Annotated in this window: 20 protein-coding genes; 8 read left to right on the top strand and 12 right to left on the bottom strand. The window is 64.9% G+C overall.

All coding sequences use genetic code 11. The features are described from left to right. Position 1 precedes the first annotated feature (1 nt). Together ubiB and ubiE are read right to left on the bottom strand one after the other, a co-directional pair. The gene (gene ubiB, locus NLM15_RS00365) at positions 2-1,576 is read right to left on the bottom strand and encodes a 2-polyprenylphenol 6-hydroxylase (protein WP_254114685.1); all 1,575 of its coding nucleotides are present in this window, start codon (positions 1,574-1,576) and stop codon (positions 2-4) included. Next, positions 1,573-2,334 carry a bifunctional demethylmenaquinone methyltransferase/2-methoxy-6-polyprenyl-1,4-benzoquinol methylase UbiE gene (gene ubiE, locus NLM15_RS00360; RefSeq protein WP_254114684.1) on the bottom strand — a complete coding sequence of 254 codons (762 nt, stop codon included), beginning with the start codon at positions 2,332-2,334 and terminating at the stop codon, positions 1,573-1,575. Before ubiE ends, ubiB begins: the two co-directional genes overlap by 4 nt. Before the next feature lie 81 nt (positions 2,335-2,415). Here ubiE and mutM point away from each other — a divergent pair, with 81 nt between their 5' ends. Further along, the gene (gene mutM / locus NLM15_RS00355) at positions 2,416-3,297 is read left to right on the top strand and encodes a bifunctional DNA-formamidopyrimidine glycosylase/DNA-(apurinic or apyrimidinic site) lyase (RefSeq protein WP_254114683.1); all 882 of its coding nucleotides are present in this window, start codon (positions 2,416-2,418) and stop codon (positions 3,295-3,297) included. Between the two features lie 308 nt (positions 3,298-3,605). Here the strand turns inward: mutM and NLM15_RS00350 are convergent, their stop codons facing one another. Next, positions 3,606-4,349, bottom strand: coding sequence for a ParA family protein (locus NLM15_RS00350; RefSeq protein WP_254114682.1), 744 nt, complete (start codon positions 4,347-4,349; stop codon positions 3,606-3,608). 241 nt (positions 4,350-4,590) lie between these two features. Here NLM15_RS00350 and ggt point away from each other — a divergent pair, with 241 nt between their 5' ends. After that, positions 4,591-6,270 (top strand): gamma-glutamyltransferase, encoded by a 1,680-nt coding sequence (gene ggt, locus NLM15_RS00345; protein ID WP_254114681.1) that lies wholly within the window; start codon positions 4,591-4,593, stop codon positions 6,268-6,270. A 157-nt stretch (positions 6,271-6,427) separates the two neighbouring features. Here ggt and NLM15_RS00340 read toward each other — a convergent pair whose 3' ends face one another. After that, positions 6,428-7,909: an aldehyde dehydrogenase gene (locus NLM15_RS00340; protein ID WP_254114680.1), complete on the bottom strand. Its 1,482-nt coding sequence runs from the start codon at positions 7,907-7,909 to the stop codon at positions 6,428-6,430. 179 nt (positions 7,910-8,088) lie between these two features. Continuing rightward, positions 8,089-9,441, bottom strand: a complete 1,353-nt coding sequence (locus tag NLM15_RS00335; protein ID WP_254114679.1) for a serine protease — start codon at positions 9,439-9,441, stop codon at positions 8,089-8,091. Between the two features lie 258 nt (positions 9,442-9,699). On the opposite strand from NLM15_RS00335, the gene NLM15_RS00330 reads away from it, so the two are divergent. Then, positions 9,700-10,503 carry a molybdopterin-synthase adenylyltransferase MoeB gene (locus NLM15_RS00330; RefSeq protein ID WP_254114678.1) on the top strand — a complete coding sequence of 268 codons (804 nt, stop codon included), beginning with the start codon at positions 9,700-9,702 and terminating at the stop codon, positions 10,501-10,503. Between the two features lie 9 nt (positions 10,504-10,512). On the opposite strand, the gene NLM15_RS00325 is transcribed toward NLM15_RS00330, so the two are convergent. Then, positions 10,513-11,520, bottom strand: coding sequence for an aldo/keto reductase (locus NLM15_RS00325; RefSeq protein ID WP_254114677.1), 1,008 nt, complete (start codon positions 11,518-11,520; stop codon positions 10,513-10,515). Positions 11,521-11,640: 120 nt separating this feature from the next. Between NLM15_RS00325 and NLM15_RS00320 the strand changes: the two genes are divergently transcribed. Next, complete coding sequence (locus tag NLM15_RS00320; protein ID WP_254114676.1) at positions 11,641-12,552, top strand: LysR family transcriptional regulator; 912 nt, start codon at positions 11,641-11,643, stop codon at positions 12,550-12,552. A gap of 3 nt (positions 12,553-12,555) precedes the next feature. Here NLM15_RS00320 and NLM15_RS00315 read toward each other — a convergent pair whose 3' ends face one another. After that, entirely contained in the window at positions 12,556-13,557 is a 1,002-nt protein-coding gene (locus NLM15_RS00315; protein ID WP_254114675.1) for a D-glycerate dehydrogenase, read from the bottom strand. 324 nt (positions 13,558-13,881) lie between these two features. Between NLM15_RS00315 and NLM15_RS00310 the strand changes: the two genes are divergently transcribed. Continuing rightward, positions 13,882-14,412, top strand: coding sequence for an SH3 domain-containing protein (locus NLM15_RS00310; RefSeq protein ID WP_254114674.1), 531 nt, complete (start codon positions 13,882-13,884; stop codon positions 14,410-14,412). A 112-nt stretch (positions 14,413-14,524) separates the two neighbouring features. On the opposite strand, the gene irrA is transcribed toward NLM15_RS00310, so the two are convergent. Next, positions 14,525-15,013, bottom strand: coding sequence for an iron response transcriptional regulator IrrA (gene irrA, locus NLM15_RS00305; RefSeq protein ID WP_254114673.1), 489 nt, complete (start codon positions 15,011-15,013; stop codon positions 14,525-14,527). A 354-nt stretch (positions 15,014-15,367) separates the two neighbouring features. Here irrA and fabA point away from each other — a divergent pair, with 354 nt between their 5' ends. From fabA to fabI, 3 genes are all read left to right on the top strand, one after another. Continuing rightward, positions 15,368-15,889 carry a 3-hydroxyacyl-[acyl-carrier-protein] dehydratase FabA gene (gene fabA, locus NLM15_RS00300; protein ID WP_254114672.1) on the top strand — a complete coding sequence of 174 codons (522 nt, stop codon included), beginning with the start codon at positions 15,368-15,370 and terminating at the stop codon, positions 15,887-15,889. A 40-nt stretch (positions 15,890-15,929) separates the two neighbouring features. Then, positions 15,930-17,153, top strand: coding sequence for a beta-ketoacyl-ACP synthase I (gene fabB, locus NLM15_RS00295; protein ID WP_254114671.1), 1,224 nt, complete (start codon positions 15,930-15,932; stop codon positions 17,151-17,153). Between the two features lie 136 nt (positions 17,154-17,289). Then, entirely contained in the window at positions 17,290-18,087 is a 798-nt protein-coding gene (gene fabI, locus NLM15_RS00290) for an enoyl-ACP reductase FabI (RefSeq protein WP_254114670.1), read from the top strand. Positions 18,088-18,198: 111 nt separating this feature from the next. Here the strand turns inward: fabI and NLM15_RS00285 are convergent, their stop codons facing one another. From NLM15_RS00285 to NLM15_RS00270, 4 genes are all read right to left on the bottom strand, one after another. Beyond that, positions 18,199-18,795, bottom strand: coding sequence for a glutathione S-transferase family protein (locus tag NLM15_RS00285; RefSeq protein WP_254114669.1), 597 nt, complete (start codon positions 18,793-18,795; stop codon positions 18,199-18,201). A gap of 84 nt (positions 18,796-18,879) precedes the next feature. Continuing rightward, on the bottom strand, positions 18,880-19,716 hold the full coding sequence (locus tag NLM15_RS00280; protein WP_254114668.1) for a hypothetical protein: 837 nt from the start codon (positions 19,714-19,716) through the stop codon (positions 18,880-18,882). A 90-nt stretch (positions 19,717-19,806) separates the two neighbouring features. Continuing rightward, positions 19,807-20,271, bottom strand: a complete 465-nt coding sequence (locus NLM15_RS00275; RefSeq protein ID WP_254114667.1) for a GNAT family N-acetyltransferase — start codon at positions 20,269-20,271, stop codon at positions 19,807-19,809. A gap of 7 nt (positions 20,272-20,278) precedes the next feature. After that, positions 20,279-21,205: a hydrogen peroxide-inducible genes activator gene (locus tag NLM15_RS00270; protein ID WP_254114666.1), complete on the bottom strand. Its 927-nt coding sequence runs from the start codon at positions 21,203-21,205 to the stop codon at positions 20,279-20,281. Positions 21,206-21,215 lie beyond the last annotated feature (10 nt).

The following is a 21,215-nucleotide window of genomic DNA, read 5'->3' as shown; positions in this document are numbered from 1 at the left end:
ATCAAAGATTCCGGACGGCGATCAGGATTCCGATGAAGGTGGCGGCGATGATCCAGAGCGCCACGGTGCGCCAGCGGTTCTTGCGGCCTTCGCTGCGGCCCATCGCCGCGATGCTCTCCGGCGACAACCGGAGGCCTTCCCGCGTCATGGTCTCGAGCTGCTCGAGCACCGCGACTGAACGCGCGGCGATGTCCGGAAGACGCATCAGGATGCGCGCCAGATCGCCGCCGCCCGAAAGCGCGCCCTGGACGCGGCCGATCGGACCGAGATTGCGCTCGATCCACTCGCGCACCACGGGATCGGCGACCTTCCAGATGTCGAGCTTGGGATCGAAGCCGCGCGCCACGCCCTCGACCACCACCATGGTCTTCTGCAGCAGGATCAGCTCGGGCCGCGTTGTCATGTCGAACAGACCGGTGACCTCGAGCAGCAGCGTCAGCAGCCGCGCCATCGAGATTTCTTCGGCCGTGCGGTTGTGGATCGGCTCGCCGATGGCGCGGATGGCTTGCGCGAAATTCTCGACCGAGTGATGTGCCGGCACATAGCCCGCCTCGAAATGCACCTCGGCGACGCGGCGATAATCGCGGGTGATGAAGCCGAGCAGGATCTCCGCGAGGAAGCGCCGCTCCTTCATCCCGAGCCGGCCCATGATCCCGAAATCGACCGCGACGAGACGGCCGGCGTCATCCAGGAACAGATTGCCCGGATGCATGTCGGCATGGAAAAAGCCGTCGCGCAGCGCGTGGCGCAGAAAACTCTGGATCACCTTGCGGCCGAGATCGGGCAGGTCGACCTGCGCCTCTGCCAGGCGCTTGTGATCGTTCAGCGCGATGCCGTCGATCCACTCCATCGTCAGCACGTTGTGCGTGGTGCGGTCCCAGTCGACGGTCGGCACGCGAAAATCAGGATCGTCGCGCGTGTTCTCCGCCATCTCGGACAGCGCCGCAGCCTCGAGCCGCAGGTCCATCTCCATCGCGACCGAGCGCGACATGGTGTTGATGACCTCGATCAGTCGCAGGCGCCGCGCCTCGGATGAATAGGCCTCGGCCTTGTGCGCGACGAAGAAGAAATCGGAGAGATCGCGGCGGAAGCGCGCAGCAACGTTCGGCCGCAGCACCTTGATGGCGACCGGCTTGCGGATGCCGTCGCGCAAGACCTCGCCACGATGCACCTGCGCGATCGAGGCGGCCGCGACCGGCGCGCTGAAGCTTGCGAACACGTCCTTCAGGGGGCGTTCCAGCGACGTCTCGATCGCGGCTTCCGCTTCGGCCTGCGAGAACGGCGGCAGGCGGTCCTGGAGGCTTTCGAGGTCGCGCGCGATCACGACGCCGACGACGTCGGGGCGCGTTGCCAAAAATTGCCCGAGCTTGAGATAGGCCGGGCCCATCCGGGTCAGTGCACGCGATATCCGCGGTCCGTGCTTCGGGCCGCGCCGCTCGACGACGCGCGCAAGTTTCAGCGCCAGCTGTCCGGGCGGTGGCACCAGGCTCGGATCGACCGAGCCGAACACGCCCTCGCGCGCAAAGACGAACGCGGCGCGGATCAGGCGCACAATGTGGGTGAAGGCAGAAATCACAAACGCCAGCCCGAATGCAGTGCGACGATCCCGCCCGACAATGTCTGCCAGCTGACGCGGGCGAAGCCGGCGTCGCGGATCATGTCGGCGAAGGCGTTGGGTTTTGGAAATTTGCGGATCGATTCGACGAGATATTGGTAGGATTCGGCATCGCCCGTGACCATGCGGCCGAGCGGCGGGATCACCTTGAAAGAGAACAGATCATAGATCCGGTCGAGCCCGGGCATCTCGACGGTGGAGAATTCCAGGCACAGGAAGCGGCTGCCGGGCTTGAGCACGCGGTAGGCCTCGTGCAGCGCCAGATCGATCCGCGGCACATTGCGAATGCCGAAGGCGATCGTATATGCATCAAAGCTGCAGTCGGCGAAGGCGAGCGTTTCGGCGTTGCCCTCGACGAAATCGACCTGGGTCTCGAGATGCCGCTTCGCCGCGCGCTCGCGGCCCACGGCCAGCATCCCGGTGTTGATGTCGCAGACCGTGGCATGGAAGCCCGGGCCCGCCGCCTTGGCGGCTCGGAACGAGATGTCGCCGGTGCCGCCGGCAACGTCGAGCAGCGCGAACGGCCGGTCACTCCGCGGCGGGTTGAGCGCGTTGATCATGATGTCCTTCCAGACCCGGTGCAGGCCACCGGACATCAGGTCGTTCATCAGGTCATAGCGCGACGCCACGCTGTGAAACACATCGTTCACCAACGTCTGCTTGTCCCCCAGGGGAACGTCCCTGAAGCCAAAATGCGTGGTTTCGCCCGGCCGATCCATTACTCTACTCCACGAGGCGGACCATAGCCTGCCCGCCGCAATGGCGCTATCACACCGCCCTCATAAGGTGAATGCCTGACCATGCCTGAATTGCCCGAAGTCGAGACCGTCCGCCGCGGCCTTCAGCCCGTCATGGAGGGTGCGAAAATCCTCAATGCGGAGGCCCGCCGGCCGGATTTGCGCTTTCCGTTCCAGCCGGATTTCGTGGCCCGGCTGAAGGGCCAGGTCGTCACCGGGCTCGGGCGCCGTGCAAAATATCTCATGGCCGATCTCGCCTCCGGCGACGTGCTCCTGATGCATCTGGGCATGTCGGGCTCCTTCCGCGTCATCAAGCCGGACAATGAGGCCGCGCCGGGCGAGTTTCACTATCCGAAGGGCAAAGACTCCACGCACGACCACGTGCTGTTTCGGATGTCCTCGGGCGCCGACATCGTGTTCAACGACCCGCGCCGTTTCGGTTACATGAAAGTGATCGCGCGCAACGCGCTCGACGAGGAGCCGCTGCTGCGCGGGCTCGGTCCCGAGCCGCTCGGCAACGAATTCGACGCCGCGATGCTGGCGCGGTCCTGCGAAGACAAGGCCACGAGCCTGAAGGCCGCGCTGCTCGACCAGCGCGTGGTCGCAGGGCTCGGCAACATCTATGTCTGCGAAGCCCTGCATCGCTCGCATCTGTCACCGCGCCGGATCGCCGCGACGCTGTCGACCAAGAAGGGAGAGCCGACGGATCATGCGAAGCGACTGGTTGGTGCGATCCACACCGTGCTGAACGACGCCATCAAGGCCGGTGGCTCGTCACTGCGCGATCATCGCCAGACCTCGGGCGAGCTCGGCTATTTCCAGCACTCGTTCAAGGTCTACGATCGCGAAGGCGAGAAATGCACCACGCCGGGTTGCGGCGGCACGGTCAAGCGCTTCACCCAGAACGGCCGGTCGACGTTCTGGTGTCCGAAATGTCAGAAGTGAGAATCAGGCGAGCGCCGACGGCGTGTGAGTCTCGGCAAGGGTAACGCGCCTACCACGAGCGTCATTGCGAGGAGCTCGCGACAAAATTGCGTAGCAATTTTGCGCTGATGCGACGAAGCAATCCAGAATTTTCCCGCGGAAAAGATACTGAATTGCTTCGCTTCGCTCGCAATGACGACGGGATAGAGCATCCGCGAAAAACGCGAAGCGAAGCAATCCGGCCGGGCTGGGGGGCCGGATTGCTTCGTCGCTTGGGCTCTTTCACCGGATGGCGAAGAGCCCGTCTGACGCCTGGGCGATCGCCCCGCTCAGGACGCCAGTGTGGTGCTCTCGTCCGCCGAAAGCTCGGCGGCGACATGCAACATCCCGTTCGCGGTCGAGATGACCTGGTCGATCAGGACATTGGTCGTGGCTTCGAGCTCGAGCCGGGTCTCGATCCAGCGCCAGAGGCCGCGGATCTCGTCCGCCGACTTGCCGTTCGGCGCGAACTCGCTGACGGCGAGGCCGCTCGCGAGCGAGTCCTGGTGGTCGTTGCGCATCACGATCAGCGGGCGTGCCAGCACCTCGGAAAGATCGAGCGCGGCTTCCTCGGCGAGGGCGCTCGCGGCATTGTCGATGCGCTGGCCGCGGATCGGCGTCTGGTTCAGCACGAAGCTGTAGGGCCGCTTCCAGGCGCGGGCGACGCTGAGAGTGGAGACGGTCGCCTCGATATCGGCCACGCTCGGGCGGGCCGGGATCAGGCACAGGTCGGAATGACGTATCGCGGCGGTGGTGGCGGCGCTGAGGCCGGCCGCGGTGTCGACGATCGCGAGCTGAAGGCCGCTGTCGGCCAGCATCTTCAGGCGCGGCTCGATATTGGCCGCGTGATAGATCGGCTCGACGACGATGTCGTCATTGTTGCGGCGGCGGTGCCAGTTGGACAGGGTGCCCTGCGGGTCGGTTTCGATCAGGCGGACGGTGAAGCCGGCCTGCCTGGCTGCGAGTGCGAGGCCGATGGCAAGCGTGCTCTTGCCGCTGCCGCCCTTTTGGGTGGCCAATACGATCGTATGCATGGAAGATGATTTCCTTTGGAATGCCTGGGGTCTTTGAGTAACGCCACGCGAACGTGCATCGCTTCTCGATGCTGAGCTCTTCTCGCTCAGGACGTGCCCTGCCCAGTCCAAAGACCGCGGATGTCCGAATCAACGGGTAAGATGATGGCAGAATCGGGAATGCCAGCTAATCCGTACCAATACTGGACCCGTAATCGCGCGTGTGATGTGCTCGCCGCCGCGAATAAAAGGGGCATGGGGCATGGGCGGAAACTGGCGCGACCGGACGGCGACGACTTTTGAATGCCAGAAGATGCCTGCGGTCGCGAGTCGCGGCATGGTGGTCAGCAACCATCCACTGGCCTCCAGCGCCGGCGCCGAGATGCTGGCCGCGGGCGGCAACGCCATCGACGCCGCGATCGCGACCCTGTTTACGCTGACCGTGGTCGAGCCGATGATGGTCGGCATCATCGGCGGCGGCATGGCGCACATACGTCTGGCCGAGGGCAGCCACCGCTTCATCGACGGCCAGAGCACCGTGCCTGCGGCGGTGCGTGACACCACCTACACGTCGAAGCCGGGCTCGGCCCATGACGTGTTCGACACCGTCGGCAACGAAAACCTCAACGGTCCGAAGGCGGTCGCCACGCCGGGCTCGCTGAAAGCCTGGTGCGAGACGCTACAAAGGTTCGGCACCATGAGCCTCGCCGACGTCATGCAGCCCGCGATCAAGCACGCCGCGCGCGGCTATGCGGCGACGCCGTACTTGCACGAATGCATCAGCGAGAGCGCCGCCGAGATGCGCAAGGACAAGCCGATCGCGGCGATCTATCTGCCTGATGGCGAGCCGCTCAAGGTCGGCGAGCGCGTGGTGCAGGCCGAATATGCCGAGACCTTGCGGTATATCGCCGACCACGGCGAGAAGGCGCTCTACGAAGGGCCGCTCGGCGACATTCTCGTCGACTACATGCAAAAGGCCGGCGGCTTCATCCGCCGCAACGATCTCACCAGCTACAGGACCGTCGAACGACAGCCGATCCGCGCCGACTACCGCGGCTGGACCATCTTTGGTCCGCCGCCGCCCGCGGCCTCCGGCGTGCACATCGCCCAGATGCTGAACATTCTGGAGGGCTACGACATCGGCGGCCTCGGCTTCGGCACGCCAGAGACCATCCACCATCTTGCCGAAGTCCTGAAGATCGCCTTCGCCGATCGCGCGGCGGCCAGCGGCGATCCTGATTATGTCGGCGTCCCCGTGGAGCGGCTGACGTCGAAGGCCTATGCGGAGGAGCGACGTCGCGCCATCGATCCCGCGCGGGCGCGGGCCTGGGGCGCCGGCGTGTCGCAGCTCGAAGCCGCAGACACCACGCACATGACGGCCGCGGATGCGTTCGGCAACGTGGTCGCGACCACGCAGACCATCAACAATCTGTTCGGCGCGAAGATCATGATTCCGGGCCTGGGCACGATTGCCAACAACTACATGAACCTGTTCGATCCGCGTCCAGGCCACGCGCTGTCGCTGGCGCCGGGCAAGCGCGTCACGACCTCGATGTCACCGATGATGGCGCTGAGCGGCGGCAAGCTGCGCTACGCGCTCGGCCTGCCCGGGGGCAAGCGCATCTTCCCAAGCGCGATGCAGGCGCTGGTCAATCTGATCGACCACGGCATGAGCTTGCAGGAGGCGGTCGAGGCACCGCGCGTCTGGACCGAAGGCAATGCGCTCGAAGTCGAGCAGAAAGTCCCGGAGAGCGTGCGCGCAAGACTCGCGGGGCTCGGCCACAAGGTGCAGCCCGTCGCGACAGTCGCCGGCGGCATGAACGGCATCGCCTTCCACGACGACGGCACCATGACCGGCGCCGCCTGCTGGCGCGCGGACGGCACGCCGGTCGGGATATCGGGTGGCCTCGCGAAGGCCGGGATCAGGTTCAGGCTGAGTTAGCAGCAGCCAGCTCGGCCTCCATGGTTCGAGATGCCCGCTTCGCGGGCTCCTCACCATGAGGGTTAGCACCTCGCCACAACCCGAAACCTCATCCTGAGGAGGCCGCCAAAGGCGGCCGTCTCGAAGGATGGCTGCGGGCGAGCTGCCCGCTACTCCCTCACCGCATCACGAACGGATTCGCCGGCACGTCGGTCGCCGTCGAGATCCACACGCTCTTGGTTTCCTGATATTCGCGCACCGCATCGATGCCGCTCTCTCGGCCGACGCCGGAATGCTTCATGCCGCCAAACGGCATCATATAGCTGATCGCGCGATAGGTGTTCACCCAGACCGTGCCGGCGCGCAGCTGCTTCGGCACGCGAATGGCACGCGCGAGGTCGCGGGTCCAGATGCCGGCCGCAAGACCGTAGATCGTGTCGTTGGCGATGCGGATGGCGTCCTCTTCATTGTCGAAGGCAATGATCGACAGCACCGGCCCGAACACCTCCTCGCGCGCGATCCGCATCGTGTTGTCGACGTCGGTGAATATGGTCGGCTCGACGAACTGACCGCCGGTGATGCCCTCGCCGGAGGCCGGCTTGCCACCAAGCAGGCAGCGCGCACCTTCGGCCTTGGCGATGTCGATATAGTCGAGGATCTTCTTGTATTGAGCGGGCGTCGTGACGGGACCAATGTTGGTGTCGGCCTGCATCGGATTGCCGATCTTGGCCGAGCGCGCGAGCTCGAGCAGTCGGTCCACGAACTTGTCCTTGATCGAACGCTGCACCAGCAGCCGCGATCCGGCGATGCAGGTCTGGCCCGTCGCTGCGAAGATGCCAGAGACGGCGCCGGCGGCGGCCGCGGCGAGATCGGCATCCTCGAACACGATGTTGGGTGATTTGCCGCCGAGCTCAAGCGACACGCGCTTCAGGCTGCGCGCCGCGGTCTCATAGACCCGCGTGCCTGTCGTGTCCGAGCCGGTGAAGGTGATCTTGGCGACGCCGGGATGCGAGATCAGCTCGCTGCCGATCTCGGGACCGAAGCCGGTGACGACGTTGAAGATGCCGTCGGGAATTCCGGCTTCCTTCGTCAGTGCAGCGAATTCCAGCGTGCTGGCCGAGGTGAATTCCGATGGCTTGACGACCACGGCACAGCCGGCGGCGAGTGCGGCGGCGCACTTCCAGGCGACAAACAGCAGCGGCGAATTCCAGGCGGTCAGCGCGGCGACGACGCCGACCGGCTCATGCGTCGTGTAGGCAAAGGTGTCGGCCTTGTCGATCGGGACGAGCCCACCTTCCAGCTTGTCGACGAGCCCGCCAAAATACCACCACCATTCCGGATGGTAGCGCAACTGGCCCAGCATCTCCGCCATCAGCTTGCCGTTGTCGCGCACCTCGATCTCGGCGAGGCGCTCCGCATTCGCCGCGACGAGGTCGCCGAGCTTGCGCATCACCTTGCCGCGGGCCGAGGCCGTCATCTTCGCCCACGGGCCGCGCCACATCGCTTCGTTGGCGGCCTTCACGGCCTTGTCGGCATCGGCCGCCGATCCGCGCGGAATCTTCGCCCAGGGCTTGCCCTGATAGGGATCGATCGAGTCGAACCACTGGCCATTGGCGGGATCGACATACTCGCCGTTGATGTAGAGCTGATAGGTTTTCATGAAATCCTCCCGTCCGAACGCCTTATGATTGCGGCTGGAGGGGAGGCTATCACGGCCTCCATGACTTCGTTGCGGCGAAGCCACTCACAAAAGTTGCGGCTGGTCTGCGCTTGTACAGGTCTCGTGCCCCGGACGCAGCGCGGCACGAAGTGGCGCGCTGCAGAGCCGGGACCCGAGACTTACTTCCGCACGCAGATCACGCGCACGACAGCCGCTTTCGCGTCGGTCGACGTGCCGTTCGCCGCGACACCGTTCGCCTTCAGGAATTCGCGCACGGTCTCTGCGGAGACCATCACCGCCTGTGACGCTGGGACCGATGGCCCCGCGACCATCGCCGGCTTCAACAGTGCGATGCCGGCGAACTTGCCGTCGCCGTCGATGGCCGGGCTACCGGAGAAGCCGATCGCCGGTGGAGGCGACAGCGCGGAATCGCTCGCCGTGACCGGCGCCAGCGCGCCCTTGAGGCTCGATACGCCGGCCGCGCCGCCCTGGCTTTGGGGATCGGCGATGCCGACGACATCGACGCTTGTCTTCGCCGCGCCGCCGGTGAGGCCGAGCGGCTTCAAGCCGCGGGCGCCGTAGATGTGCAGGAGCGCGAGATCGTGCTCCTTGTCCTCCGCGAGACGGTCGGCGCTGCCATGGCCCGCGATCGTGATTGCGAGACAGCTATCGGTGACGAGGCGGTCGGTGACGATCGCGCCGTCGTCGCTGACGACGAGGCCGGTGCCGTATTCGACATTCTTGCGCGGCGGCGGCCCGGCTTGCGGTCCTGACGGGAATGCATTGAAGGCGCTCGACATTGCGATCACGACCGGCTCGACCGTGTTCTCGGTCGCCTGGTCGTAGAGGATCGTCATGGTGCGGACTTCGTCGCCTTTGAAGGTGCCTCGCACGTAGAATTTCTTCAGACCCTGCAATCCCGACAGCACGAAGAAATCGGGCTTCATCACGGTGTAGTCGACCTTGCGCCCGGACGGCTCCTTCTCCAACTCGGCGAGTTTTGCCGTGGTCGGGTTCGCCTCCTTGCGGCGGCTCAACAGCACCTGCACCGTCCCGGTCGGCGAGGTCCATTTCGAGCCGTTGGCATCGGTCGCCTGTTGTGGCACCAATTTACCGGGGATGCCGAGCCGGGCGCCGCTGGTCGGCTCCATCACGATCTTCCAGCCGACGCTCTCCTGCTTTCGCCGCGCAGTCTCGGCGAGCGCGGCGCGTTCCTGCGGATTGAGCACGCCGGTTGGCTTGCCGCCCTTGGCCTTCTGATACTCCTTGATCGCCTCGACCATGCGCGCGCTGACGTCGCCGGTGATGGCGCCGTTATATTGGCCGACCCAGGCGAGGTCGGACTGCAGCGACAGCCGCTCCGCCTGCGCCATCGCGTCCGCCGTCGCCGACGGCGTCTGCAGTGCGGGAGGCCGGATCGGCACGGTCTGGACGACCTTCGGCTTGGCGCCGGGGACCTGTGGCGTCGTCATCTGGGCGTTCGCGCCTGCGGCAGTCGCGAACATCAGTGTTGCCGCAAGCATCGATCTCATGACAAATCCAGCCAGCCCATTGAACGTGCTGCCATTGAAGCACATCTCGTTGGTCGCGAACAATGTTGGGGTGGTTCAGGTGGCAATAGACGCCACGAACTCAGGCCCTCATCCTGAGGAGCGGCCCAAGGGCCGCGTCTCGAAGGATGGCCACAAGCGATACCGGGGCCTTCATGGTTCGCCCGGCGATGCGTAGCATCGTCCGGAGAGGCGCTTAGCGCTCCTCACCATGAGGGTTGAGAGGAACGAAGGACGACGATGCTGAGCCCGGATGAACTCGAACGCTATGCCCGCCATATCGTGCTGCGCGATGTCGGTGGTCCCGGCCAGGCCGCGCTGAAGCGGGCGTCGGTGCTGGTGATCGGCGCCGGCGGGCTCGGCGCGCCCGCCTTGATGTATCTGGCGGCCGCCGGCATCGGCACGCTCGGCGTGGTCGACGACGATGTGGTCTCGCTGTCAAACCTCCAGCGCCAGGTCATCCATACGACGCCCGATATCGGCCGGCACAAGGTCGAGAGCGCGGCCGAGCGGATCTCCGCGCTCAATCCGCATGTCCGCTTCGTCGGCCATGCCACCTGGCTCAACGCCGACAATGCGCTGGGTATGATCGGCGACTACGACCTCGTGCTCGACGGCTCCGACAATTTCTCGACGCGCTATCTGGTCTCGGATGCCTGCTTCTTCGCGAAGCGGCCGCTGATCACGGCGGCGCTCGGCACTTTCGACGGCTCGCTGACCACCATCCGCGCGCATGAGAAGAACGAGCAGGACGAATTCAACCCGACCTATCGCTGCCTGTTTCCGGAGGCGCCGCCGCCCGGCACGGTGCCGGCGTGCGCCGAGGCCGGCGTCATGGGTGCGCTCGCGGGCGTGATGGGCTCGATGATGGCGCTGGAGGCGATCCGCGAGATCGTCGGCTTCGGCGACGGCCTCGTCGGCCGCCTCCTGATGATCGATGCACGCGCGATGCGCTTCGAGACGCTGCGCTACGCGCGCGATCCGGCCAATCCGCTCAACGGCGATGGGCCTGTGATCACCGACCTCAGCGCCCATCGTACCTGAGCGCCGCCACTACCTCGTGGCCGGCTTCTCGCTGTCGAGATGCGCCATCTGCTCGGCCGCGTAACGCGTGCCGGCGGCGACGTCGGGCGGAAATGCCTTGGCCAGTGCCGCGAGATGAGCTTGCGTCAGCGTCACCTTGGTTGCGCCGAGCGCTTCGGTGAGACGGTTGCGAGTGCGGGCGCCGACCAGCGGGACGATCGTCTTGTCTTGTGCGGCCACCCAGGCGATCGCGACCTGCGCCGGCGTCGCGCCGATCTCCATGGCGATCGCGCGCAACTGCTCCACCAGCGCGAGATTGGCGTCGAGATTGGCGCCCTGGAAGCGCGGCGTCATCAGCCGGTAATCCTTGCCGGTTTTGCCGGAGTCCTTCGACCAGTGGCCGCTGATCAGGCCGCGCGCCAGCACGCCGTAAGCGGTGATGCCGATGCCGAGCTCGCGGCAGGTCTTGAGGATGTCGCGTTCGATGCCGCGCTCGATCAGCGAATATTCGATCTGGAGATCGGCGATCGGATGCACGGCATGCGCGCGGCGGATCGTGTCGGAGCCGACCTCGGACAGGCCGATATGCCTGATGTAGCCGGCCTTCACGAGATCCGCGAGGCCGCCGATCGTCTCTTCGATGGGAACGTTCGGGTCGAGACGCGCGGGGCGATAGATGTCGAGATAATCGGTACCGAGCCGCTGCAGCGAATAGGCGAGGAAGTTCTTGGTGGCGGCCGGCCTCGTGTCCATTCCGGCGAACTCGCCGGCGGGGCCGCGCAGCGCGCCGAACTTGACGCTGATCTGCACTTTCTCGCGCGGAACATCCTTGAGCGCCTCGCGCACCAGCATCTCGTTGTGACCCATGGCGTAGAAGTCGCCGGTATCCAGCAGCGTGATGCCGGCATCGAGCGCCGCATGCACCGTGGCGATGGCCTCGCCCCGATCGGCAGGGCCGTAGACCTCCGACATGCCCATGCAGCCGAGACCGAGGGCGGAGACGGTCGGGCCGGTCGAACCGAGTTTGCGCTGTTCCATGATGGCTCTCCTCGAAAAGGCGGCTGACTGATTGCGCCGCGTGACGAGGCCAGATATGCGTCCGCTCCATTGCGCCGATAAGCTGGACAATCTGGAATGGCTTGTTCACATTATCGAACAATGACCGAGCCCGATCTGCGCGATCTCGATGTCTTCGTGGCGGTTGCCCGCACCCGCAATTTCCGGCGTGCGGCGGTCGAAATTCGCGTGTCGGTGTCGAGTCTTAGCCAGCGGCTACGGGACCTGGAGGAACGCCTCGGCGTCCGCCTGATGAACCGCACCACCCGCAGCGTCGCGCTGACCGAGGCGGGCGAATTGCTGCTGTCGCGGCTGGCCCCGGCCCTGCGCGATGTCGGCGACGCCCTGGATCAGGTCCGTGGGCTGCGCGAGGTGGCCTCGGGGCGCCTGCGCATCAACGCGCCGCCGCCGGCGGTCGACCTCGTGCTGGCGCCGATGGCCGGGCCATTTCTTCAGGCGTACCCGCAGGTCGATCTCGACATCGTTTCCGAAAGCGGCTTCGTCGACATCGTCGGCGCCGGCTTCGACGCCGGCGTGCGCTACGGCGAGCATCTCGCGCAGGACATGGTGGCGATCCCGCTGAGCGGCCCGCAGAGCTATGTCGTCGTCGCGTCGCCCGATTACATCGCGCGCCGCGGTAAGCCCAGGCATCCGAAGGATCTGCTCGACCATGATTGCATCCGCGCCCGCTACTCGAGCGGCGTCATGCACGATCTGGAGTTCGAGAAGGCGGGCCAGCTCGTGAAGGTCGATCCGCCCGCAAAGCTGATCTCGACCAATATGGGCCTTGCGATGCGCGCCACGCTCGATGGCGCCGGTATCTGGGCCACGCTCGATGGCTACGTCCACGACGCCGTGAAATCAGGCGCGCTGGTCAGCCTGATGGAAGACTGGTGCGAGCCGTTTCCCGGACCGTTCCTGTACTATCCGAGCCGACGCCAGACGCCGCCCGCGCTACGCGCCTTCATCGATTTCGTCGCGGACTGGCGCAAGCGCGAGACGCGCAGCAAATAAGCCTCAGAGCATGCTCGGCAGCACGCGATCCGGCGGCTTGTGCGCGTCGAGGAAGGTGCGGATGTTGATGATGACCTTCTCGCCCATCTCGACGCGGCCCTCGATCGTGGCCGAGCCCATATGCGGGAGCAGAGTCACCTTGCCGGCCTTGGCGAGCCGCACCAGCTTCGGATTGACCGCGGGCTCGTGCTCGTAGACGTCGAGGCCGGCGCCGCCGATCTCGCCGCCCTCGATCAGCTTGATCAGCGTGTCCTCGTCGGTCACCTCGCCGCGCGCGGTGTTGACGATGTAGGCGTCCTTGCGGATCAGCTTCAGCCGCCGCGCCGACAGCAGGTGGTAGGTCGCCGGCGTGTGCGGACAGTTCACCGAGATGATGTCCATCCGCGCCAGCATCTGGTCGAGGCTTTCCCAATAGGTCGCGCCAAGCTCTTCGGCGATCTTCGGCGCCACGGGACGGCGGTTGTGATAGTGGATCTGCAGGCCGAAGGCGCGGGCGCGGCGTGCGACCGCCTGGCCGATGCGGCCCATGCCGATGATGCCGAGACGCTTGCCGCCGATGCGGTGGCCGAGCATCCAGGTCGGCGACCAGCCCGGCCAGGGCTTTCCTTCCGTCAGGATCGAGGCGCCTTCGATCATCCGGCGCGGCACGGCCAGGATCAGCGCCATGGTCATGTCGGCGGTGTCTTCGGTCAGGACCTTTGGCGTGTTGGTGACGGTGATGCCGCGGGCATGCGCGGCCTCGACGTCGATATTGTCGACGCCGTTGCCGAAATTGGCGATCAGGCGGAGCTTGCAGTCGGGCTGATTGACGATGTCGGCGGTGATGTGGTCGGTGACGGTGGGAACCAGCACGTCGGCGGTGCGCGCGGCTTCCGCGAGCTGCTCGCTCGACAGCGGCGTGTCGTCGAGATTGATCCGCGCGTCGAACAGCTCGCGCATCCGGGTCTCGATCGAGTCCGGCAACTTGCGCGTCACCACGACGAGGGGCTTTTTCTTCACCGACATGTCCTGCCCTCATGAGGCGTTGCAGGCCGCCTCTGTCGCCAAAGGCCGGCCGTTGAGGCCTCATTAACCCGGTTGTTCGACACTGCCTTTTGCCGTGTCGTCCCCGGCGCTTCCTTCAAGCTCTCCCGACATTTCCGGCCGGAAAATCGGGGCAAACTGGTTGTTCAAGTGTCCGTCCTCTCTAGCAGAAGGCCGGGCCAAGACAAGAACCACGGGTTAAGGGCTCGGGAACACCCGCGTGGGGCGGGAGAGGGGCGTGCACGGCAGGTGTGGAATTTGGGGTGAGAACCCGGCTCGGCGGGGTCCTCGACAGGAGACGGGTTGATGGCGTTGGGGCGTTTTTGTTCGGTGATGGCGCTCGTTTGCACCTGGTTGAGTGCTTCGGTCAGCCCCTCGCATTCGGCGAAGGACAGCAGCCCCCAGACCGCAAGCGGCCTCCCGGTGCCGCGCTATGTCAGCCTCAAATCGGATCATGTGAACGTCCGCGCCGGCCCGACCAAGGACAATGACGTCGCCTGGGTCTACACCCGCGCCGGCCTGCCGGTCGAAATCACCGCCGAGTTCGAGAACTGGCGCCGGGTGCGCGATTCCGAAGGCGCCGAGGGTTGGGTCTATCATTCGCTGCTGTCGGGCCGCCGCACCGCGGTCGTCACCATGAAACACAAGGACGACCTCGCGCCGATCTACGACCGCGCCGACCTCGACAGCGCGGTTGCGGCCAAGCTTCAGGCTGGCGTCGTCACGCAGGTCAAGAAGTGCACTGCAAACTGGTGCCGCGTCACCGGCAACGGCTTTGACGGCTGGATCCAGCAGGAGCGCCTCTGGGGCGTCTACTCGGACGAGCAGGTCAACTGACCCGAAGGGTCATCCCGGGGCGATGCTTTGCGACGCCTCGGAACAATCTCGCAAAACGACAATGGCCGGGACAAAGCCCGGCCATGACGCTAATTCAGCAGCCTGGATCGTCTCAGCGCTTCTTGCGCAGGCGCACGACCATGTCGATGCGTGCGATCTCGTAGCCCTCGGGTACCTCCGGCATCTTGGACAGCGCCAGATGCGGATCCTCGATATCGACCAGCTCGTGGCTGTTCTCGAGGTAATAATGGTGGTGGGTGGTGACGTTGGTATCGAAATAGGTCTTGGTGCCGTCGACGCTGACCTGGCGCAGCAGGCCGGCATCGGTCAGCTGGTTCAGCGTGTTGTAGACGGTCGCGAGCGACACCGGCACCTTGGCCAGCGTCGCCTCCTCGTAGAGCATTTCAGCCGTGAGGTGGCGAGCACCCTTGCCGAACAGGAGCCAGCCGAGCGCCATGCGCTGGCGCGTCGGACGCAGCCCCGCGGACTGGAGCATTTCGTTAACGTCGTGCCACGGGCAGCCGGTCAGCGCCGGCTGGCGGCCGGACAGGAGGGCCGCTGCATGGTCGTCGTCGTGATGGGGCGCAGTATTCTCGCTCATTTCCAGATTTCGGGCACGCGTGGACACTATCATCCTGCAATATATGGACAGATAGATGCAGATGCAAGTTTCTCGCAACTAGAGAGGTTCTAATCAGACTTGGAACCGGGCGAGGATTGCTTCATTTTACCTTCATGAGATCGCTTTGCCACCCGAAATGCCTGTGTTAGAGAGCGCGCGGTTCCGCTTAGCCGATTGTGGCGCGGCCGGGCATTGAGGCCAGGTTCGCAGGTCCATCCGGGCTCTCGGCATTCGCGCCTGCTGACAACGGCAATTGGCGTTGCTTTCCGAACAGAACGGGGCCCATTTTTGCCAGAAACGCCGCTCAATCGGGGTTAGAACAGAGGCTTCCGCATGCTGAACAGGCGCAACGGTTACGAATATGAAGATCTGCTGGCATGCGCCCGCGGCGAGATGTTCGGCCCGGGCAATGCCCAGTTGCCGCTGCCGCCGATGCTCATGTTCGACCGCATCACTGAGATCAACGACAATGGCGGCGAGTACGGCAAGGGCGTGGTGCGCGCCGAGCTCGACGTAAAGCCGGACCTCTGGTTCTTCGGCTGTCACTTCAAGAACGATCCGGTGATGCCCGGCTGTCTCGGCCTCGATGCGCTGTGGCAAATGGTCGGCTTTTTTCTGGGCTGGACCGGAGGCGAAGGTCGTGGCCGCGCGCTTGGCCTGAACGAATTAAAGTTCAGCGGCCAGGTGCTGCCCGAGGCCCGCAAGGTTGTGTACAACGTCGATATCAAGCGCGTGATGCGTTCAAAGCTGGTGCTCGGCATCGCCGACGGATGGCTTTCGGTCGATGACCAGATTATTTATCGCGCGAAGGATCTGAAGGTCGGCCTGTTCAAGCAGGGCACGAGCCTGGGCTGAGCGCATCACCAAGAAAGACAACGATTAAGGCGAGGCTGTCATGAGGCGGGTTGTGGTCACCGGGATGGGCATTGTCTCGTCGATCGGAAACAACACCCAGGAAGTGCTTGCGAGCCTCCACGAGGCGAAGTCGGGCATTTCTCGGGCGGAGAAATATGCCGAACTCGGCTTCCGTTCGCAGGTGCAAGGTGCCCCGACGATCGATCCCGCGACGGTCGTCGACCGCCGTGCGATGCGCTTCCTCGGCCAGGGCGCGGGGTGGAATCACATCGCGATGGAGCAGGCGATCCAGGACTCCGGTCTGTCGCCCGAAGAAGTCTCCAACATCCGCACCGGCATCATCATGGGCTCCGGCGGCCCGTCAGCCCGCACCATCGTCGAATCCGCCGACATCACCCGTACCAAGGGACCGAAGCGCGTCGGACCGTTTGCAGTGCCGAAGGCGATGTCGTCCACGGCCTCCGCGACGCTGGCGACCTGGTTCAAGATCAAGGGCGTGAACTACTCGATCTCCTCGGCCTGCGCGACGTCGAACCATTGCGTCGGCAACGCCTATGAGACGATCCAGATCGGCAAGCAGGACGTCATCTTCGCCGGCGGCTGCGAGGAACTGGACTGGTCGCTCTCGGTGCTGTTCGACGCCATGGGCGCGATGTCGTCGAAGTACAACGACACGCCCGCCACCGCCTCGCGTCCCTATGACGTCAACCGCGACGGTTTTGTCATCGCCGGTGGCGCCGGAGTCCTCGTGCTGGAAGAGCTCGAGCATGCCAAGGCCCGCGGCGCGCGCATTTACGGCGAGATCGTCGGCTACGGTGCGACCTCGGACGGCTACGACATGGTCGCGCCCTCCGGTGAGGGCGCCGAGCGCTGCATGCGCATGGCGATGTCGACGGTGAAGACCAAGGTCGACTACATCAATCCGCACGCGACCTCGACGCCGGCCGGCGATCCGCCGGAGATCGACGCGCTTCGCCGCGTGTTCGGCGCCGGCGAGAAGTGCCCGCCGATCTCGGCGACCAAGGCGCTGACCGGCCATTCGCTCGGTGCGACCGGCGTGCAGGAGGCGATCTACTCGCTGCTCATGATGAACAACGGCTTCATCTGCGAGAGCGCTCACATCCAGGAGCTCGATCCCGTGTTCGCCGACATGCCGATCGTGCGCAAGCGCATCGACAACGTCAAAATCGGCACCGTGCTGTCGAACTCCTTCGGCTTCGGCGGCACCAACGCCACGCTGGTGTTCAGCCGGCTGGATGTGTGACGTCTGACTTTGTCATGCCCCGCGAAGGCGGGGCATCCAGTACGCCGCGGCTTCTCGATTTATCACGACGGTCTCTGGAATACTGGATCGCCCGCCTTCGCGGGCGATGACGTCGAAAATGGGAGCGACGGCTGAAATGGAAGGTTTGATGAAGGGCAAGCGCGGTCTGATCATGGGCATCGCCAATGATCATTCGATCGCCTGGGGCATGGCGAAGACGCTGCATGCCCATGGCGCCGAGCTTGCCTTCACCTTCCAGGGCGAGGCGCTGGGCAAGCGCGTCAAGCCGCTCGCTGAATCGCTCGGTGTGGAATTGGTGCTGCCTTGCGACGTCGAGGACATCGCCAGCGTCGACGCCACCTTCGATGTGCTGCGAGAGAAATGGGGCAAGCTCGACTTCGTGATCCACGCGATCGGCTTCGCCGACAAGAACGAGCTGAAAGGCCGCTACGCCGACACCAGCCGCGAGAACTTTTCGCGCACCATGGTGATCTCCTGCTTCTCGTTCACGGAGGTCGCCAAACGCGCTGCCGAGCTGATGACGGAAGGCGGCAGCATGATCACGCTGACCTTCGGCGCCTCGGAGCGCGCCATGCCGAACTACAACGTGATGGGCGTGGCCAAGGCCGCGCTGGAAGCTTCAGTGCGCTATCTCGCCTCCGATTTCGGACCCCGCGGCATTCGCGTCAACGCGATCTCCGCAGGCCCCATCCGTACGCTCGCCGGCTCCGGCATCGGCGAAGCGCGTGCGATGTTCGCATTCATGCAGAAGCATTCGCCGCTCCGCCGCGGTGTCACGCTCGATGAGCTCGGCGGCTCGGCGCTGTATCTGTTGTCGGATCTTTCCGGCGGCGTGACCGGCGAGATCCACTACGTCGATTCCGGCTACAACATCGTCCTGATGCCGCGGCCGGACGATTTGAAGGCGGAATAGACACGGCTCCGTAGGGTGGGCAAAGGAGCGCAAGCGACGTGCCCACCATCTCTCACAATTGCGGGACGAATGGTGGGCACGCTTCGCTTTGCCCACCCTACGGGAGTCGGTTCACCCAGCCGCGATTGTCTCCGCGCGCTGGAACGCCGGTCGCGCCATGCAGCGCGCGAGATAGGCATCGAACGCGGGGCGCGACGGCACCATCTTGAACAGGCGCACCGCGAAGTTCAGGCCCGATCCGATCGTGATGTCGGCGGCGGAAAACTCCTCGCCGAGAATCCACGGCCCCTTCGCGAGCGCAGCTTCCAGCACGTCGAAGACCTGCGTCGCGCTGCCCCAGGCCGCGGTCGAGGTCGGGATTTCGATCTTGGTGAAGATCTGGATGATGGCGGGCTCGATGCAGCCGGGCGAGAAGAACAGCCATTGCAGATAGCGTGCGCGCCGCGGATCGGTCACGGCTGGCGCCAGCTTCGTTTCGGGATAGCGATCGGCGATGTAGGCGCAGATCGCCGCGGCTTCGCCGAGCGCGGCCTCGCCGTCGCTGAGCGCCGGCACCTTGCCCATCGGATTGACCTTCAGATAATCCGGCGCCTTCTGTGCGCCGGTCGAGATGTCGGTCAGTACCCGCTCATAGGGAAGGCCGCTCTCCTCCATCAGCCAGAGCGTCGTGAACGAGCGCGAGCGGGGCGACCAATAGAGCTTGATCATGGCGCGAAACCTTCCATCGGCGAGGGTTGAGCGAGGCCGCATTCATGACGCGTTTGCGTTGAATCAACAATGCGCGATCTTGGCTTAGTCTTCCTTCAAATAACCGGGGAGGCTCCGGTCGAGCCTTTCTACGACGAGTGCGCGCGTTCTCTCGCGCAGCGCCGCGTTGGTCGAGGCTGTCTCGGGCGGATCGGGGAACAGCGAGTTGTCGAGCTTGGTGATCGGGTCTTCAAACAGACGCATATTTGCGGCGAGGTTCGCGCCGATATCCGTAAGGGGGCGCTTGATCTGCTCGTAGCTGCGACCGTCAATCAGCGTGATCGCAACATTGGCGAAAAGATGCGAGTGCCGGAGGATTTTGCCGAGCCCCTGATTGTAGGTGCCGATGCCGTTCAGCGTCATGTTCGAGTTCGGCAGCTTCGTCTTGAATGTGGTTGCGACGAGATAGCGATCGCAATTCGCATTCGCGGTGAAGCTCTTCACGATCACCGGCAGACTCTCCTTGGGGTCCGGGATGAAGATCGCCTTCGCATGATAGAAGGGCTCGAAGGCACCCTTGGGATAGGCGATCCTGCGCACTGAGGAGTCGTTGTTCGTCGCCGCACGTACGCGCGCGAAAACAAGATCATCGAGGCCCCAGTCGATCGGGACCTCGTTTGCCTCAGCCTCGAAGATCGTCACGCCGAATTTCTGTACGGAGTAATGCTCTCCGATCACCGAGATCACGCCAAGACGGCACGGGCCGCTGTCCGCCGCGGCCGTCGGCTTCGCAGCCGGTTTGGCCTTCGGCGCCGCCTTCTTGGTCGCCGGTTTTGCCGGTGCGGTCTGAGCGGGCGATGCGTTGGTTGCGGGAGGGGTTTGGGCTGCTGCCAGAACGAGAGAGGACAGCAGGACGATCACAGAAGCAGCAAATCGAATCATGGATTCCAGGGCATAGAGCAGCGGGAGAAAAGCGGATGCGCCACACTAGGGTGGGACTCGGACAACCGCAAGCTGCAGCCGGCCCGTTGCCTATCCGGCAGGTCGCTGCCGCTTCCACCGATAATACTTCATCATGAACCCGTTCGACGGTTCGATCTCTTCCTTCTCGAACACAAAACCCTCGCGTTCGTACCAGCGCCAGGCTTTTTCGTTCTCGCGCACGCAGCGCAGGAACATTTCATCCGGCATTTGCGTGCGAGTGAAGGCGAGCAATTGCCGTCCGAGCGATTGACCCTGATAGGCGGGCGCGACGAACAGCATGTCGAGATAGAGCTTCGGCAGATGCAGCGCCAGCATCGCGGCGATCGTGCCGTTGTCGTCGGCGACGAACAGGCTCCAGCCATTCTCGATCTCGCGCCGGATGCGCGCACGCAGGTTTGCCAGCAGGAAGGCGCTTGCTTCGCCGAGCCCGGTCGAGACCCAGCTCTCCATCCAGACGCGGCCGACCTCGTCGTATTCGTCCGTGCGGGCGGGGCGGATGACCGGAGGCGACATTGCGGCCTCAGCCCCGCTGGCTGCGCATGGATGGCCGCGCGCGCACCTTGCCGGCCGACAGGCACACCACTTCGGAGATCTGTAGGAGCTGGCGCGCCAGCGGGCTGGTCTTGCGCCAGACCATGCCGATGGTGCGCGAGGGTTCGGGGTCGCGGAAGCGTGACAGCGAAACCGAGGCGGATCGCGTCTCCACCGGCACCGCCATCTCCGGAATGAGCGTGACGCCGATGCCGGCGCTGACCATCTGGACCAGCGTCGACAGCGAATTCGCATCCAGCATCTCGCGCGGCGGCGCCGACTGCATGTTGCAGAACGACAGCGCCTGATCGCGGAAGCAGTGCCCCTCTTCGAGCAGCAGCAGCCGCATCTCCCGCATCATCTCGCGCGACGGCGCCGGCGTACCCTCATCGGAGCCCGGCCGCACCAGCAGAAATTTCTCGTCGAACAACGCGACCTCGGTGAGCGAGGGCTCCGATACCGGCAGCGCGACGATGGCGGTATCGAGCCGGCCTTCGACCAGCTCCTGGATCAATCGCGGCGTCATCGTCTCGCGCACGCGGATATCGAGCTCCGGATGCATGCGCGTCAGATTCTTGGTGATCTTGGGTAGCAAATAGGGCGCGATCGTCGGGATCATCCCGATCCGCAGCCGGCCCGCAAACCGGTCCTGCGAGGCGCGGGCGAAATCGCCGAGCTCATCGACCGAGCGCAAGATGTCGCGGACGCGCTGGGAGAGCTCCTCGCCGAACCGGGTCAGCGCGACCTGCCGGGCGCTACGCTCCAGCAGTAGGCCGCCGAGCGCCTCCTCCAGCTCCTTGATCTGCATCGACAAGGCCGGCTGCGAGATGGAACAGGCCTCCGCCGCGCGCCCGAAATGGCCGTGACGCGCCAGCGCATCGAAATATCGGAGCTGGCGCAGCGTCACGTTGATCATCAGAAAATCC

Origin of the sequence: Bradyrhizobium sp. CCGB20, from assembly GCF_024199855.1 — a bacterium.
Taxonomy (GTDB): domain Bacteria; phylum Pseudomonadota; class Alphaproteobacteria; order Rhizobiales; family Xanthobacteraceae; genus Bradyrhizobium.
Note: the sequence above shows the minus strand (reverse complement) of the source record. Positions and strands in the feature narration are given on the sequence as shown.

Excerpts from the sequence above, each read along its gene's own strand:
- ubiE (WP_254114684.1), bottom strand. The coding sequence starts at position 2,334 with ATGGATCGGCCGGGCGAAACCACGCATTTTGGCTTCAGGGACGTTCCC.
- mutM (WP_254114683.1), top strand. The coding sequence starts at position 2,416 with ATGCCTGAATTGCCCGAAGTCGAGACCGTCCGCCGCGGCCTTCAGCCC.
- NLM15_RS00350 (WP_254114682.1), bottom strand. The coding sequence starts at position 4,349 with ATGCATACGATCGTATTGGCCACCCAAAAGGGCGGCAGCGGCAAGAGC.
- ggt (WP_254114681.1), top strand. The coding sequence starts at position 4,591 with ATGGGCGGAAACTGGCGCGACCGGACGGCGACGACTTTTGAATGCCAG.
- NLM15_RS00340 (WP_254114680.1), bottom strand. The coding sequence starts at position 7,909 with ATGAAAACCTATCAGCTCTACATCAACGGCGAGTATGTCGATCCCGCC.
- NLM15_RS00335 (WP_254114679.1), bottom strand. The coding sequence starts at position 9,441 with ATGAGATCGATGCTTGCGGCAACACTGATGTTCGCGACTGCCGCAGGC.
- NLM15_RS00330 (WP_254114678.1), top strand. The coding sequence starts at position 9,700 with ATGCTGAGCCCGGATGAACTCGAACGCTATGCCCGCCATATCGTGCTG.
- NLM15_RS00325 (WP_254114677.1), bottom strand. The coding sequence starts at position 11,520 with ATGGAACAGCGCAAACTCGGTTCGACCGGCCCGACCGTCTCCGCCCTC.
- NLM15_RS00320 (WP_254114676.1), top strand. The coding sequence starts at position 11,641 with ATGACCGAGCCCGATCTGCGCGATCTCGATGTCTTCGTGGCGGTTGCC.
- NLM15_RS00315 (WP_254114675.1), bottom strand. The coding sequence starts at position 13,557 with ATGTCGGTGAAGAAAAAGCCCCTCGTCGTGGTGACGCGCAAGTTGCCG.
- NLM15_RS00310 (WP_254114674.1), top strand. The coding sequence starts at position 13,882 with ATGGCGTTGGGGCGTTTTTGTTCGGTGATGGCGCTCGTTTGCACCTGG.
- irrA (WP_254114673.1), bottom strand. The coding sequence starts at position 15,013 with ATGAGCGAGAATACTGCGCCCCATCACGACGACGACCATGCAGCGGCC.
- fabA (WP_254114672.1), top strand. The coding sequence starts at position 15,368 with ATGCTGAACAGGCGCAACGGTTACGAATATGAAGATCTGCTGGCATGC.
- fabB (WP_254114671.1), top strand. The coding sequence starts at position 15,930 with ATGAGGCGGGTTGTGGTCACCGGGATGGGCATTGTCTCGTCGATCGGA.
- fabI (WP_254114670.1), top strand. The coding sequence starts at position 17,290 with ATGGAAGGTTTGATGAAGGGCAAGCGCGGTCTGATCATGGGCATCGCC.
- NLM15_RS00285 (WP_254114669.1), bottom strand. The coding sequence starts at position 18,795 with ATGATCAAGCTCTATTGGTCGCCCCGCTCGCGCTCGTTCACGACGCTC.
- NLM15_RS00280 (WP_254114668.1), bottom strand. The coding sequence starts at position 19,716 with ATGATTCGATTTGCTGCTTCTGTGATCGTCCTGCTGTCCTCTCTCGTT.
- NLM15_RS00275 (WP_254114667.1), bottom strand. The coding sequence starts at position 20,271 with ATGTCGCCTCCGGTCATCCGCCCCGCCCGCACGGACGAATACGACGAG.
- NLM15_RS00270 (WP_254114666.1), bottom strand. The coding sequence starts at position 21,205 with ATGATCAACGTGACGCTGCGCCAGCTCCGATATTTCGATGCGCTGGCG.